Genomic DNA, 16,043 nt, shown 5'->3' on the forward strand with positions numbered 1-16,043 from the left:
TATACAATCTTTAAATATATTTTTCAAATTTTTTAAGTGGAAGTTAATACTATTTTTAATTCACAAATTATTTTTTCTCTAATACAATTGAAGGTTTATTTGGTTTATTGATAAAATCTTCAAAAGCAATTATTTTTCCTTTTAAGCCCCATTTTGTTATTATAGATTCCCCTATTTTATAAAAAGTTGTCCTATAGATAAATAATTTTAATATATCTGGATCATATTCACTTTCTTTATTATTCCATAATTTATTTATAGCTTCGCTGGGAATTAAAGCATTTTTTCCATAACCTCCCACATATTCATCGTATGATTGACAAATATATATAATACGTCCAGCAAGGTTAATATCATTACCTTTCTTACCTTTAGGGAAACCTGTTCCGTCATAATTTTCATGACGATCCAATATAGCATTTATAATATTTTCTTTTCTTAATATAGGTATATCTCTAGCAATTTTCATGTAATGTTCTATATGTTCAAGTAAAATATTGTTATTTATTTTTTTATCTACTAAATATTTATTAAACTGTTCCTTAGGAATATTAATAAACCCAACATCAGCAAATAACGTAGCTATAGCTAAATCTATCAATTCATCATCGCTTAATTCTAAGCATAGCCCTATCATAAGTGCCATACTTGTAGAATTTATACTATGTATAAAAAAGATATCTTTATATAGCTTCATTTTTATAAATAAAGTATATAGCTCCTTATTTTCGCAAATAATCTCAATAAGTTGTTTCCTAATGTTTACTGCTCTTTTTCTAGAGTTTTCAGATTCAAGTTTTTTCTCAAAGCTATTAAATAAAGGGACTTGCTGTATGAGTTTTTCGAAATAATTAAACTTATCATTATCACTATCCTTTATTATTATTTCTCCATCTTTAACCTCTATATCTATACCTTGTTCTATGAAAGATTCAATGGTTATAGGCACTGTACTGACATCTTTATATTGTGCTACAACCTTTAATAGAAGTTTTAAATAATCAATATTTGCAAATTGTTTTTTATTAACAAAGCAATCTAACTCTTCTTTTGAATCAACAGTCAATAAAAAAAAGTCAGTAGATATATGCTGCTTTATTTTTAAAATTAAGTCCATGGACAATGTTTTATATCTGTTAATCAAAAGAAGTCCATCTCTTCTGTAAATTGGATGAAGAATAATATCTCCTGTTTTTATATCCCTAATATTTTTATAAACGAAGTGATTTTTTTTATCCATAATACCTCCATCTCAACAATAGGGTTATTTTTAAACCCACTATAAATAGTATAAAATCTATGTAATAAATAAATTATTTTATATATTGTAACATTTTATTATTTACTATCCAACATTTTGGATGATAAAAACTTATAAATTATCAAAATTTCCCAAAATTATATAGTACTTATAACTTGAAAAAATTTATAAAAGAATTAAAATATAAATACAAAGATAAAAACACAGTTCTGGTTGGTAGTCCAGACGCAACACAAAGTTGTCAGTAACCTGCCTCCTAAGGTTGTCCCTTCTTTGTAATGTTACTATATTAGGAGGGAATTATTATGCTGAACATAACATGTAACTTAACTGTATTTTTTGAAGATCCTTTTTGGGTTGGTGTTTACGAAAGTACTTCCAATGGGAAATTAGAAGCTGCAAAAGTAATATTTGGTCCTGAACCAAAAGACTATGAAATTTACAGCTACTTCTTAAGTAATTGGAAAAGACTTCGATTCAGCCCAACTGTAAAAAATGCTACGACAAAACCTAAAAAAATCAATCCGAAGCGATTGCAAAGAGAGATTCACAATGAATTATCGCAAACAGGTACGGGTACTAAAGCACAACAAGCTTTAAAGTTACAGCATGAACAAAATAAAGTTGAAAGGAAATCTTTTAATCGTAAAAGAACTGAAGAAGAAAAACAGCATAAGTATCAGTTAAGACAGCAAAAGAAAAAGGAAAAGCACAGGGGCCGATAACCTGTGCTTTAACAATATTTGATGGAGTTGTATTTTAAAACCAGTGCTTCAACATCCCATTGAATTACTTTATATCCATTTTCTTCACAAGTTTCTATTAAAGTATTGCTATATGCACCAAAAGGTGGCCTAAATACTGTAGGTTTTTTACCTGTAAGTTCTTTAATTTTTTCTTCCGTTTCACATAATTCTTTCTCAATTTCATCAGTTGAAAGTTTAGACATATTAGGATGTGTTGAGGAATGATTTCCTATTTCATGCCCTCTTTTATAAATCTCCTTTACATCATCAGGAAACTTATTCACCCAAAATTCCACTAAGAAAAAAGTACACTTTACATTATATTTATCTAAAATGTCCAAAATAGGTTTCGTATGTTCATCTCCCCATGCAGCATCAAAACTTATTGCTATTTTCTTTTCATCACATGATACAGAGTAAATCGGTAATTTACGATCACTTCCTGTAAGAGTAGCGATACTGAACTCATCATTAAAAACAGTAACATTCAATACCAATATACATAACAATATTCCTGCTAAAGCAGTTGCAATCTTTTTCATGCCTTTTTTACAAATATGTACCCCCATATATACTTGTCTCCTTTCAAGAATAATTTATATACTTATTTACCGTAATTATATTCTGATACTTTTAAGTTATTACTTAAAACATAAGGTATATAACTCAACAATATTTTTAATATTACCTAAACAATAAGAATATTTATTATAAAAAAACGAGCTAAGTTTATTACTTATACTCGTTTTTTCTTATTTGAAAATTTCATATTTATTTAATTTAAATTTACAAGAAAGTCTGTATAAATTTAAATTAAGCGTTCTACATCTGCTCGAACATTTTCTGAGCATAACTCTTAATATCATTTGGATTAATCATATTGTATTTTTCTTTAACAGCACTAAAATAAGTTCCGATCAATTGTTTCTCAATAGTTCGCCCTGATGCTGTAGTGGGTGAAATGTCTTTTCTCGTTGATAGCCACGGAGTCTCTGAATGGGTGAATCCCTCAAGAACTTTTCCGCTAAAGCAACAAATATTCTTTATCACGCTATCCAAAATTGCTTTTTCTGATGAAGAGAATACTGAATCATCAAATTCATCATTTCCTTCAATTGGATCAAATCGATAATCACGATACCTAAAGTATATATCTCGATAGACAGGGCCATGCATCCAGGCTTCACACTCCTCAGAAAAGAGAAATGTTTTGTAAAAAGCATAGTAAAATCCCTGAATATAATACAATGCTTTCTGTAATGCCAATGGTGTGATATCTTCGCATTGACTCAGCAAATATTCGATAGCCAAATCTATCTTTTCCTTTGTGTTTTGAGTTCTTCCTAGAAGTTCATTTACTGCTCTTTTGCTCTTCTCATAAGAGGCCGTAGTTTTAAGATTCCCTTTATTGTTTTCCAATATTTCTGCATAATAGGTTGGATTATCATAAAGCTTTTGCAAAATTTCAGAATACTGCTTTGTTGGCATATCTCCATCGCAATAGCGTGAAAAGGTTTGTTCTCCCCAGCCAAGCAAAAGGGAAAGTGGCCGTTTTCCAATTTTATATTTTTCTGGTATTTTTAAAATTATCTCAAGGGATACGATATTATTCTTCTCTCGGTATGCATCATATAATGCTTTCAAATTAAAGTCATTCACTTCTGCAACATAAATTTCAGAACCACAGTCTGCACAATACCCTTCTCTTCCAATATAAGAATACTTTTCACCTTTAATAGTACCTTCCATTTTCTTCTCATTAATAGTAAAAGTAACATCATTTCTACATTCTTCGCAGAATACTTTTCTTTCACTCATAACAATGCCTCCTTTCGATTCCCGATTTACCTAAATAGGTAATCAATCGGCTTGTTTTTTTTATGAAAAGATATTATAACTGTACGACTTCCGTTAGACCTATCTATTACGTTAAACTTAGTGTAAATATCTACTATTTCTTCTTCTCCGTCGGCATTAAATAATTGAACCTGAGGCACAAAAACATAAAGAACTTCATATTCAAAACCAATTTTTGTATTCTGCAATGTATGACAAAAATCTGCTGTTCTGAGCTGTAATAATATTGATTTTTGTTTGTCACTTCTAATATTATATTCATTTATAAAACCTACGTTTTCCTGTCTGTTTTCGTTTAGCGCAATCGTATATTTGTTATTTGCCACACAATCTTTTATTTTGTCAAGAATAGCATCTATTTGTTCTATTGTGTAGTTCTGGTTATAATGCGGATTCATTGCATCACCTCTTTGCAGTACAATGATACTTTATTATATGTCCTTTGTCAAGATTTATGTACCTATTGGTGCATTTTTATTCGAAAATTTTTTATGACTCTAAACAATAAGAATATTTATTATAAAAAAAACGAGCTAAGTTTATTACTTATACTCGTTTTTTCTTATTTAAAATGTTTATATTTATTTAATTTCTAACTTCATAACTTCAGGAAAACAATCTTTGCCGTATTGAGGGCATGTAAGGCACTCAAAAAAGTTAGGGGCATCATTACGCTCAACTGTTACAAATCCTTGTTTTCTAAAAAATTCAGGCGCTCTTGCAACAAGGAATAATTGTTTTCCACCTAATTTTTTAACTTCGTCGATTGCTTTTTCCAATAATGATTTGCCAAGCTTAGATTTCCTGTATTCTGGCTCTACTGCAATACCATCAATAATATATTCCCCTTGTCTCTTAGCCAAAACGCATCCACCTATAAGAAAAGCAATATAGCTGTTGCATTGGTCTTTATTTTCAATAATTTTTTGTGCTTTCCATAGTTTTATTAAATCAGTGGGAACTTCATCATTTACTGAAAATTCAAGATCATTTTTTATAAAAAGTTCCACTAATTTTTCATAATCATTTGTTACAGTAATTTGTATTTCTTCAAAACTCATATATTCACCATCTTCTTAATGTTTTATTTAAAATCTTTTTTAGTGTTAATTCTTATTTTATCTGGTAGGACTTTTATATCTAAAGGAAATTCAGCACCTTTTTCGCCATCAATATCAGTTCCCACATTATTATCAGATTCAATATAAAGTTTTGAAGTTTGGAAAAACACTACATTTTTATTAGCTTGATGATTTCCCTGCATAACATTGAAAAGTAAAGGAGCAAATTCATAAATCGGCATTTCTTTAAATAGCATAACATCCAATAGTCCATCATTTATTTTTGCATTTGGAGCGATTTTTTTAAATCCTCCTGCCGAGCGTCCATTCATGACAAGCATAAAAAATATTCTATCCTCTGATGTATATTCATCACTCGTAATTTTAATAGGTATTGGTCTTAAATTTGGAATTTCTGTTACTCCTTTTAGATAATATGAAATAACACCTAAAGTGTTTTTTATATTTGGATCTGTCTTTTGGCTCACATCCACTAAAAATCCCATTGCCGCAACATTGATAAAGTGTTTATCATTCACTTTACCAATATCAGCATAAGTATAGTTTTCTTCTAATGCAATTTTAACCATTTCTTCAATAGTATGCGGTATTTCAAAATAATAAGCAAAATCATTTGCAGTCCCCGCAGGGAAAATAGCAAGAGGTAGATCTATATTATTGTTTATCATTGAGTTTACTACAACATTTATAGTTCCGTCTCCACCAGCCGCAATAATCTTTCTATATTCATCTACATTTATTTCTTTTAAAATCTCATCTAATATTCCCATGCGGTCTGCCCGAACTGGAATAACTAACATACCTTTTTTTTGAAAGTTTTCAACTATTAAGTCTAAATTATTTTTAAATAACCCATTTCCTGCATTTGGATTGTAAAACAATAAAACCTTATTATTTTTCATATTTTAAGATCCCCCTAACAGCTCCAATTAAATATAATGACCCTGCAATTATTATTAAATCATATTCATTTTTAATTTTACCTATATAATCGCATACATCCTTGACATTAGCAATAGCTATACAATTTTTTCCTCTTTTTATTATTTCAGAGCACAATTTTTCAGCTTCAAGTTTTCTTGGATTATTCGGCTCTGTAGCTATAAATTCATTTGTAATTTTACAAAAATGCTCTAATATTTTATTGATATCCTTATCCTTAAGAATTCCTGCAATCATTAGAATCCTCAACCCACTGAAATGGTCTTGTATTGCTGATTGTAAAGCTTGGGCTCCGGCTTCATTATGAGCTCCGTCAATAATTATATAGGGATTTTTGTTAATTACCTCTAATCTGCCTGCTTGTCTAGCTTTTTTCATCCCATCATAAACAATTTTCTCATCTATATCTATTATATTGCTTTTTCGTAAGACCTCTATAATCATTAATGCACAAGAAGCATTTTCAATTTGATGCATCCCAATCATTGAAATAGTCAAGCCATCATATTGTTTATTATTTCCATCTATATTTACAACTGCATCAAATTTGTATCCATCTATATTTTTAGACAAATTTTTTATTCTTACTCGAGATGTTTTATAATATGGACATTCTTTTTCTTTTGCCATTTTTTCTACAACAAAGGCGGCACTCTTATCCTCGATATTAGTTATTATAGGAACACCTGGTTTAAGAATTCCTGCTTTTTCTGCTGCTATTTTTTCCAATGTATCACCTAAATATTCCATGTGGTCAAAGGATATTGATGTAATAGCAGTAGCAACTGGATTTTCTATTATGTTAGTGGAATCCCCTCTTCCTCCTAATCCTACTTCTAAAACCAAGAAATCAACCTTCTTTTTATAGAAATAGCAAAAGGCGATAGCTGTAACTATTTCAAATTCTGTAGGAGATTCGTAACCCATGAAAAGCATTTCTTCTACTTTACTAAAAACCTCTTCTCCTGCTGAAACTAAATCTTCTTGTGATATTTCTTTTCCATTAAACTCAATTCTTTCTGTAAACTTTTCTAAAAACGGAGACGTATATAATCCTACATTATAGCCATTTTCACATAATACTGTATATAGAAATCTGCTTACTGAACCTTTACCGTTTGTTCCTGCTATATGAATAACTTTCATTTCATTTTGCGGATTTGAAAGCAATTCCATAAGTTTACTCATTCTCTCAAGCCCAAGCTTGCTTCCAAAGCGGCTTATATTATGAATTTTTTCCAATAACTGTTCATATGTCATATTTTTTTCTCAACTAAAGCTAATCTGTCGATAACTTTATTAAGCATATCTTCATATTTCGCTTGTTTTTCTCTTTCTTCCGCAATTACTTTTTCAGGCGCTTTTTTAACAAATCCTTCATTTGAAAGTTTTCCTTTAACTCTTGCTACTTCTCCATCTAATCTTTTCTTTTCTTTCTTTAGTCTTTCGTATTCCGCCTTGTAATCCAGTAACTCATCTAATGGAATAAATATTTCTATACCACCCATAACTGCGGACATAACCTCTTCAGGTATTTCACTTTTATTCGAAGTAAATTTAATCTCGGTAATATTAGCCAGTCCCTTAATGTACCTTTCGCCGGCTTTTATATTTTCTAAATCACTTCCCTGTGAAAGGATTACTGCACTTAATTTTTTAGAAGGAGCAGCTTCAGCTTCTGACCTTATATTACGTATATTTCTTATTGCTTCCATTGCCATTTCCAGCTTCTTTACTTCCAGTGGAAATTCCAGCTTCTCATCATATAAAGGCCAGCTTTCTTTTATTAAAAAGCCTTTTGGATTTTCTGAAGTATTTTTATTAGCCTTTGGTAAAAAGCTCCATATTTCTTCTGTAATAAAAGGCATAAACGGATGCAATAATTTTAGCATGTCTTTTAGACATCTTACAAGAACATATCTTGCAACTTTCTTATCTTCTTCATCATCACCGTAAAGGCGTCCCTTAACAAGTTCAATATACCAATCACAATACTCATTCCAGATCAGTTCATAAACCTTTTGGGCTGCTAAAGAGAGTTCAAATTTTTCCATATTTGAAGTTACATATTTTACTGCTTCATTTACTTTGGAAATAATCCATTTATCTTCATCTTTTAAAGCGATATTTTCTATTTCTTTATCATCATTTGCCATACTTTTGAAATTGCCTTCTTCATCTTGAAGATTCATAATAACAAATCTTGAAGCATTCCAAAGCTTATTGGCAAAATTTCTGCTGGATTCTAACTTATCAGTTTTGAATCTCATATCATTTCCCGGTGTAATACCAGTCATTAACATAAATCTTAATGCATCAGCTCCAAATTGATCTATTACTTCAAGAGGATCTATGCCATTTCCCAAAGATTTACTCATTTTTCGGCCTTCTGCATCTCTTACAAGGCCATGAACGTATACATATTTAAACGGAACTTCTCCCATTACTTCAAGTCCCGAAAATACCATTCTTACAACCCAGAAGAAAATAATATCATATCCTGTAACAAGTACATCTGTAGGATAAAAATACTTTAAATCTTCTGTTTCTTCCGGCCATCCCAGTGTGGAAAAAGGCCATAACGCAGAGCTAAACCAAGTATCCAGTACATCTTCATCTTGTTTAAGGTTTGTACTGCCGCATTTTGTACATTTAGCAGGTTCCTTAGCAGATACAATAATTTCACCACAGTCTTGACAATAATATGCAGGTATTCTATGTCCCCACCAAAGCTGTCTGGAGATACACCAATCTCTAATATTTTCAAGCCAATGAAGATAGATTTTTTCAAATCTCTTTGGTACATGAGATAAATCCCCTGATTTTACTGCTTCAATAGCAGGAGCAGCTAACTCATCCATTTTAACAAACCACTGATCTGAAAGCATCGGTTCAATTACAGTATTGCAGCGATAACACCCTCCCACAGGAATTACTTTTTCTTCAGTTTTAATAAGATATCCTGCTTCATCAAGATCCTTAACCCATTCTTTTCTGCACTGATAACGATCCATTCCTTCATATTTTCCTGCCATAGAATTCATAGTTGCATCGTCATTAATACAAGATGGCTTTTCTAAATTGTGCCTTTCTCCCACTTCAAAGTCATTAGGATCATGGGCAGGAGTAATTTTTACAGCACCAGTACCCTTTTCAGGATCAGGATATAAATCTGCTATTACAGGTATTTCTCTTCCTACAAGCGGTAAAATTACAGTCTTTCCTACTAAATCTTTATATCTTTCATCTTCCGGATGAACAGCAATCGCCGTATCAGCAAACATTGTTTCCGGTCTTGATGTTGCAACTACTATTCCTTCACTTCCGTCAGCACCGGGATATCTGAAATACCAATATTGCCCATTCTTATCTTCATGTTCAACTTCTGCATCAGATAATGAAGTTCCGCAGCTTGGACACCAATTAATTAATCTGTTTCCTCTATATATTAATCCTTTTTCATATAATTTGACAAACAGCTCTTTAACTGCTTTGTTACAGCCTTCGTCCATAGTGAAACGTTCTCTGTCCCAGTCACAGGAATTTCCAAGTTTTCTTACTTGCTTAGTTATTTTACTGCCATAAACATTTTTCCACTCCCAGGCTCTCTTTAAGAATTCATCTCTGCCTAATTCTTCTTTTGTCTTTCCTTCTTCTTCTCTTATTTTGTCAGCAACCTTTACTTCTGTTGCAATACTAGCATGATCACTTCCAGGTAACCATAATGCACAGTAACCCTGCATCCTCTTCCATCTTGTTAGTACATCCTGAAGTGTTTGATCAAGTGCATGTCCCATATGAAGCTGACCAGTTATATTAGGAGGCGGCATTACAATAGTAAATGGTTTTTTATTTTCATCACGAACAGCCTTAAATGCGCCGCTTTCTTCCCAATCTTTATATATTCTATCTTCAAATTCTTTTGGATTATATGTTTTTGCTAAATTCTTCTCCATTACATTTCTCCTATCTAAATTATTATGGACTATATCCCTTTAGCTGCTTTAATTATATATGTAATTATTTATATTACTTTTGTCTTTCATATCTATATTTTATATATTTCTTATTTTTTTGTTATATTATAATGTAAGAACTTAAATTGAAAAAATTAAGAATTCAGCCCTGAATTCTATTAATTTTTTGGTATTCCTGGTAATAAAAAACCGCCCTATTAAGTTTTATCCTAAAAGGACGGAATTGATCCGTGGTACCACCTTTTTTCCCATAATTTTATAAAGTATTTTAAAACTTTTATTAAAATTATGAGCACTTATTTTATAAAAGCTCATAAGCAACATTCTCAAGATGCTACCCTTTGGAATTTTACAGCCAAGAATTCCATTCTCTTTTAAGGACCGTCCTGATACTCCTCTTCGTCAACGCTTGTCTCTATTTAATTAAAAAAATTTAGGCTATAAAATAAATTGATCCTTCTAAGTGGATTCTTTCGCCTACTTCATTAATTTTACAACATTCTGTAATTTTGTCAAGGATTTTATTATCTATCCATAGGTTTTGCCTTTTCATGTCCATTTTTAGCTTTTCCTTGTATTTCAGGAACGGGATTTTCATCGTTTTTAGGTATATGTGTTTTATGATTACTCTCCGTTCCATGTGGATCTTTCGGATCCGGCCTTCTCATACCTGCTTTTGCCATAATATTATCTCCTATACATCATTATTCTTTATTGAATGTTTCTTCGCATTTTTATTTTGGTTTTGATTTTCACGAGTAAGTGGTGTTTGACCATTTGCTTTTTCAATACGTGCTTGTTTATTATCAGGCTGACTGTCTTTTGCCATATTTTAATCCTCCTTATAAATTATTTATACCATTATTATTTCTCTTTTATAAATGTAATATTCCTCCGTATATTTCATTTTTAATCTATTATTTTTATGCAGAAAATTTTATTTTACTTTATATCTATGAGTAAAATGCGCACACTTTTGTGTGCCATGAGCGCCCAGTTGTGACGTAAACGCCCGTTTTTATCAATTAAATTAAAGAAATTATCATGTCACTGTAATAGTGTTTAAATATTTTTTCTGAATAATATAAAAAATTAAACATTGTAAAATCAACAAGATAAGACGTTATCGTCTTATTAATATTTCATTTTTGTTTATTTTTTAACAAATTTGGCACGGCAATTGCTTTATATATAGGTGAAAATTGAATCATTTAATTTATTATTAAGAAAAAAGAAAGAAGGATTAATTATGAAAGAGTATATGCCTTATGGCGAAGAAACCCCTTTTTTTAAAGCGGGACCATTTAAGATTCGTCTGCCATTTATTCACTACCGTTTTGAAATAGCAGACTTTATTCAAGGGCTTTTAATGTGTGCAGTCTGTCTTGGTGCAATACCGCTGTTACAAGATACATTGAATATGCCTTTTGAAATTGCACTTTCAATCGTTATTCTAAATGGATTCCTTTATACTTGGCATACCTTCCTTGGAGATCCGGTAATTCCGGGATGGATTACTCCTGCTATACCGCTTCTTGTTGCATATTGTTTAACATTTCCAGAGGGTCATGCAAGAATGCAGGGATTGGTGGCATTTGAAATTACTCTGGGAATATTCGCTATTATTTTAGGATTGACAGGAATTGCAGGAAAGATTATCAGCTTAGTTCCTCCTGCAATAAAATCAGGAATTATTCTTGGAGCCGGTGTATCAGCTATTTATATGATATTTACAAAAGGCGGAAAATTTGAAGTAATGCCTTACACTACTGCAATTTGTTTAATAGTTGCATTTTATCTGCTCTTCTCTAATGGCTTTAAAAGATTAAGTACTAAAAACAAATTTTTTGAAATAATTGCTAATCTTGGTATACTCCCTGCTGTACTTATTGCTGTAATAGTTGCTCCAATAGTAGGAGAAAGCGGACTTCCAAATATTGAATTTGGCTTTTCTCATCCTGATTTTGTTGGTCTTTGGACTGACTGGGTACCATGGGGTGCGGTAGGCTGGCCTTCACCTCTTATGTTCCTACAAGCTATACCAACAGTTCTTGCTATTTATATTGTATTGTTTGGTGATGTTGTACAAAGTAAAGCTCTTGTTCACGATGCTGATGTAACAAGAGATGATGAAAAGATTGACTATAATCCAAACCGTGCTCACATTATTTTCGGTATCAGAAACACTATCATGGGTATTATAGGTCCCGATGTTACAATGTGCGGTCCATTATGGGCTGCGATGCAGGTTGTTGTATGTGAACGTTACAAAAAAGGTAGAAAAAGTATGCAATCTTTATTTGGTGGTGCAGCTTCTTTCAGATTCGGAACATTTGCCGGATATTGGATGCTTCCAATTGTAACTTTAGTAACACCGATTTTGTCTGTCGCTCTTGCATTAACAATGATTGTTCAAGGATTTGTAAGCGTAAGAATAGGAGTTCAACAAGCTACAAGCTTTAAAGATTTAGGTATAGCAGGCGTTATAGCAGGTGTACTTTTATCAAAAGGCTCAGCATGGGGTCTTGCAGTAGGTATCTTTGCTTGTCTTCTTTGCTATGGTAAAGATTTCTTTAAGGGAGATACAACTTTTGGACACCTTTGGTCTGGAGAAGTTGAAGCAATGACCATGGAAGATACAAGTCTTATGGATGAAGACAATAATGATTCTTACGAAAAAGAATTAGCTGAATCTGTATAGAATTTAAATAATTACCTCCTCAACAAACTAACAAAAAACAGTGCTGATTTCAATTAGCACTGTTTTTTATTTCTCTTAAAAATGTTATACATTTCGTGTTATACCTTAGATTTTATAATTAATCAATCATTTCATATTTTTGAAGCTTTCTGTGAAGAGATCTTCTGCTTATGCCTAATGCCAAGGCTGCCTTTGTTTTATTTCCGTTACATTCTTGCAGCGCTTTTTGTATTACTTCTTTCTCCTTTGTATCAATTGCTGTATTTAATAATGGTTCCCCATCATCAAAATCAACATAGTTTTTGTCACTTTCGCGTATTTCAACAGGTAAGCAATCAATATTAATCCTTGATCCTGAAGATATAACTACACAGCGTTCTATTATATTTTCTAATTCCCTAATATTGCCCGGCCAATTATATCTCTTTAAACATTCCAATGCATCATTATCCATTATCTTAGGTTTATTAATACCTGAAATATTTGCTGAACTTTCAAGAAAATAATTGATTAAATCTTCAATATCTTCATGACGTTCCCTTAAAGGAGGAAGATGAATAGGAACAACATTAAGTCTATAATATAAATCTTCTCTAAAATTCCCCTTTTTTACTTCTTTTAACAGATTTTTATTTGTTGCAGCTATAATGCGTACATCCGTTACAATACTTTTTAAACCTCCAAGCCTTTCAAAGGATTTTTCCTGAAGTACTCTTAATAATTTAACTTGCAGTGAAGGAGATATATCTCCAATTTCGTCAAGAAAAATAGTGCCTGTATCGGCAAATTCAAATCGGCCAGGCTTTGAGGATACTGCTCCGGTAAAAGCACCCTTTTCATATCCAAAAAGCTCACTTTCCAATAAATTATCCGGTATTGCACCGCAATTTACCTTTATAAGGGGATTATCACATCGAGAACTCCAACGATGAATAGCAGAGGAAATAACCTCTTTACCCGTTCCTGTTTCACCTGTAAGAAGAACTGTTGCACTGGTACCTGCAACCTGCTTAGCCATTTTTAAAATTTTCTGCATTTTAGGACTTTTACTTTTTTCTTTGAATCCTTCACGAGAATTGTTTTGGTTTGATAAGTAATTATATCCATGATGACCTGAAATAGTAAGCTTTTTAACAGCTGTAAGGATTTCTGAAAAGTCAAAGGGTTTTGTGACATAATCCTGAGCACCACTTTTTAAGGCATCAATTGCTGTTTCAGTGGTAGCAAAGGCTGTTATGAGTATAAAACCAACATCAGGTTCAATTTCTTTAACCTTATGTAAAAATTCAATACCATTCATTTTCGGCATTTTTATATCACTTATAATAATGTCAATGTTAGTTGTCTGAAATAATTCTAAACCTTCCATACCATCACAGGCAGTATATACGCGATACCCTTCCTTAGAAAGGATTTTACTTAACAGCTGTCGTACATTTAACTCATCATCAACAACCAGTATATTTGTTTGTTCCATTAATTATTCCTCCTGCGCTTCCTTTGGATGGGTTGATTCAACAGCTTGCAGCAATATGGTGAATTTCGTCATTTCACCCACAACACTTTCCACCTCTAAAATACCCTTATGAGCTTCTACCATTCTGGACGAAATAGCTAATCCCATTCCAACTCCCGTATCTTTTGTGGTAAAGAATGGCTGAAATATTTTTTCTGACATTTCAATAGGAATTCCTATGCCATTATCTCTGATTTCAAGATAAACCATTTTTCTCTGATAACTGTAACCTGTTCTTATATCAATAGTTCCCCCATCTGGCATAGCTTGAGTGGCATTAAGAATTAAATTTAAAATAACCGGTTCAAACAATTCTGCATCTAACATTACATGGGGAATATCCTTAAAAGTAGTATTTATTCTAATATTTTTAGGTAAATCTGTCTTAGTTAAATTAATTACATATGTTACAAGCTCTCTTAAATCAACCTCTTTAAGTTCAGGCATTTTTGGTCTTGCAAAGTTTAAAAATCTATCTAACATAAGTGTCAGTCTATCTGTTTCATGCATGATGATATCAAGTTCATCAAGATCCATACCTTTTTCAGATAATTCAAGATCTACAAGCTGAGCATATCCTCTTATACTGGTAAGAGGATTCTTTATTTCATGTGCAAGACTTGCTGACATTTCTCCCAAGGATTCAAGATTCTTGGCACGATTTGTACTTTCCTCAAAACGTTCTATATCTTGAATTCTTCTAAAAACGCATACTGCACCGATAACTTCATTTTTTAAACCAAACTGAATATTAATGCTATATAAAATAGGAATTTTTACTCCTTCAATATTATAAATTTCTGCAAGGGTTTTTAACTGTAAGCTTCCTTTTGCCAAACATCTTCTTAATGCCTCAATTATAGGCTTGATTTCCTTTGGTATAGGGTTTTTAATATCTAAACCAAGGACTTCCTCCGCCTTAAGTCCCATTAGCTCTTCTGCCACTTCATTAAATGTGGTAATCTCACCAATATTGTTAATACTGATAATTCCACCTGGCAAATTATCATAAGCCTGTTCCACATATTCCATAATTTCCTGCATAGAAGCTGCCTCACCAGATTTTGCAAGAACCTGCCGCATAGTAGATTTTAAATTATTCAGCATAGTATTAAAGGACTGAGCAATATCAGAAAGTTCATCTTTATTTTTAGTTACAATTTCATGACTTATATCACCCTCTGCAATTTGTGCAGCCGCAATAGATAAAGCTTTAATAGGGTTTGTAATGGAATAGGTAAGTTTCTTTGATATCTGCCATAATATGAATAAAAACAAAGTAATTAAAGTTATTACAATAGTTTTAATATTATTAATATTGCCAAAAGCCATTGGGAAGTTTTCTTCTGAGCATACAAACCAATCCTCAAGTCCGGAGATCTTGCTTAATGAACATAATCCAACGATATAATCTTGCCCGTTTTTATATATATATTGTTGTTGACTCTGTCCTCTGTAGTTTAAATTATAGGGTTTCTCTTCATCATTATAACCTATGGTATCTCCTGATTTATTAATCAAAAATGTTAAATCTAATGCGTCTTCAGATAAACCACTGTTAGTTGAAATATAAGCATAACATTCTTCTGGAGATACTTTTTCACCAGAATCAAAGTTGGATTTAATAAGTTGTGAAAGTAAGATAGTTCGCTCTTCAAGTGCTGCTTCTTTCATATTTTTTCCAACATTTTCGACCCCTGCTACAAGTATATAGCTTATTACTATCAGTAAACTTACTGCTAATGCAACAAGAAAAAACATGGTTCTTGTTTGAATAGATCTAAACATATTAAATACCTTTCTAATAAATGGTACTATTAATGATTAAACTGAAATAAGATAAAATATATTACATTGCTGTTAATTAGAGCAACGAATATATAGTAATTAAGATATCAGTTTTACCTGGTTTATAATACTGTTAATTATAATATATTTACAGATAACATTCAGATATTTAT

Annotated in this window: 14 protein-coding genes and 1 other annotated feature; of the genes, 2 read left to right on the forward strand and 12 right to left on the reverse strand. The window is 31.6% G+C overall.

The annotated features are described in order from the left end of the window. Nucleotides 1-67: 67 nt before the first annotated feature. On the reverse strand, nt 68-1,240 hold the full coding sequence (locus K292_RS0107140) for an HD-GYP domain-containing protein (RefSeq protein ID WP_027399263.1): 1,173 nt from the start codon (nt 1,238-1,240) through the stop codon (nt 68-70). Nucleotides 1,241-1,566: 326 nt separating this feature from the next. Between K292_RS0107140 and K292_RS0107145 the strand changes: the two genes are divergently transcribed. Next, nucleotides 1,567-1,986: a YjdF family protein gene (locus K292_RS0107145; protein ID WP_027399264.1), complete on the forward strand. Its 420-nt coding sequence runs from the start codon at nt 1,567-1,569 to the stop codon at nt 1,984-1,986. Between the two features lie 8 nt (nt 1,987-1,994). Here K292_RS0107145 and K292_RS16340 read toward each other — a convergent pair whose 3' ends face one another. From K292_RS16340 to K292_RS19270, 9 genes are all read right to left on the reverse strand, one after another. Beyond that, the gene (locus tag K292_RS16340) at nt 1,995-2,576 is read right to left on the reverse strand and encodes a polysaccharide deacetylase family protein (RefSeq protein ID WP_051280474.1); all 582 of its coding nucleotides are present in this window, start codon (nt 2,574-2,576) and stop codon (nt 1,995-1,997) included. A gap of 253 nt (nt 2,577-2,829) precedes the next feature. Then, nucleotides 2,830-3,825: a type II TA system antitoxin MqsA family protein gene (locus tag K292_RS0107155; protein WP_027399265.1), complete on the reverse strand. Its 996-nt coding sequence runs from the start codon at nt 3,823-3,825 to the stop codon at nt 2,830-2,832. Nucleotides 3,826-3,851: 26 nt separating this feature from the next. Further along, a complete protein-coding gene (locus K292_RS0107160) occupies nt 3,852-4,262 on the reverse strand; it encodes a hypothetical protein (RefSeq protein WP_027399266.1) in 411 nt (136 codons plus the stop codon). A gap of 183 nt (nt 4,263-4,445) precedes the next feature. Then, complete coding sequence (locus K292_RS0107165) at nt 4,446-4,925, reverse strand: GNAT family N-acetyltransferase (protein WP_027399267.1); 480 nt, start codon at nt 4,923-4,925, stop codon at nt 4,446-4,448. A 23-nt stretch (nt 4,926-4,948) separates the two neighbouring features. After that, the gene (locus tag K292_RS0107170) at nt 4,949-5,848 is read right to left on the reverse strand and encodes a YegS/Rv2252/BmrU family lipid kinase (protein WP_027399268.1); all 900 of its coding nucleotides are present in this window, start codon (nt 5,846-5,848) and stop codon (nt 4,949-4,951) included. Next, the gene (locus K292_RS0107175) at nt 5,838-7,148 is read right to left on the reverse strand and encodes a bifunctional folylpolyglutamate synthase/dihydrofolate synthase (protein WP_027399269.1); all 1,311 of its coding nucleotides are present in this window, start codon (nt 7,146-7,148) and stop codon (nt 5,838-5,840) included. Before K292_RS0107175 ends, K292_RS0107170 begins: the two co-directional genes overlap by 11 nt. Then, nucleotides 7,145-9,844, reverse strand: coding sequence for a valine--tRNA ligase (locus K292_RS0107180; RefSeq protein WP_027399270.1), 2,700 nt, complete (start codon nt 9,842-9,844; stop codon nt 7,145-7,147). Before K292_RS0107180 ends, K292_RS0107175 begins: the two co-directional genes overlap by 4 nt. Before the next feature lie 231 nt (nt 9,845-10,075). After that, nucleotides 10,076-10,280: a binding site (T-box leader), on the reverse strand. Nucleotides 10,281-10,389: 109 nt separating this feature from the next. Further along, on the reverse strand, nt 10,390-10,548 hold the full coding sequence (locus tag K292_RS18820; protein WP_169515443.1) for a hypothetical protein: 159 nt from the start codon (nt 10,546-10,548) through the stop codon (nt 10,390-10,392). Nucleotides 10,549-10,559: 11 nt separating this feature from the next. Next, nucleotides 10,560-10,694, reverse strand: coding sequence for a hypothetical protein (locus tag K292_RS19270; protein WP_281168537.1), 135 nt, complete (start codon nt 10,692-10,694; stop codon nt 10,560-10,562). A gap of 420 nt (nt 10,695-11,114) precedes the next feature. Here K292_RS19270 and K292_RS16345 point away from each other — a divergent pair, with 420 nt between their 5' ends. Further along, a complete protein-coding gene (locus K292_RS16345) occupies nt 11,115-12,566 on the forward strand; it encodes a solute carrier family 23 protein (protein WP_051280476.1) in 1,452 nt (483 codons plus the stop codon). A gap of 118 nt (nt 12,567-12,684) precedes the next feature. On the opposite strand, the gene K292_RS0107200 is transcribed toward K292_RS16345, so the two are convergent. Next, nucleotides 12,685-14,043 carry a sigma-54-dependent transcriptional regulator gene (locus tag K292_RS0107200; protein ID WP_037372761.1) on the reverse strand — a complete coding sequence of 453 codons (1,359 nt, stop codon included), beginning with the start codon at nt 14,041-14,043 and terminating at the stop codon, nt 12,685-12,687. Between the two features lie 3 nt (nt 14,044-14,046). Continuing rightward, nucleotides 14,047-15,870, reverse strand: coding sequence for a sensor histidine kinase (locus K292_RS0107205; RefSeq protein WP_027399272.1), 1,824 nt, complete (start codon nt 15,868-15,870; stop codon nt 14,047-14,049). Between the last annotated feature and the right edge of the window lie 173 nt (nt 15,871-16,043).

It is taken from the genome of Anaerovorax odorimutans DSM 5092 (assembly GCF_000426305.1).
GTDB lineage: Bacteria > Bacillota > Clostridia > Peptostreptococcales > Anaerovoracaceae > Anaerovorax > Anaerovorax odorimutans.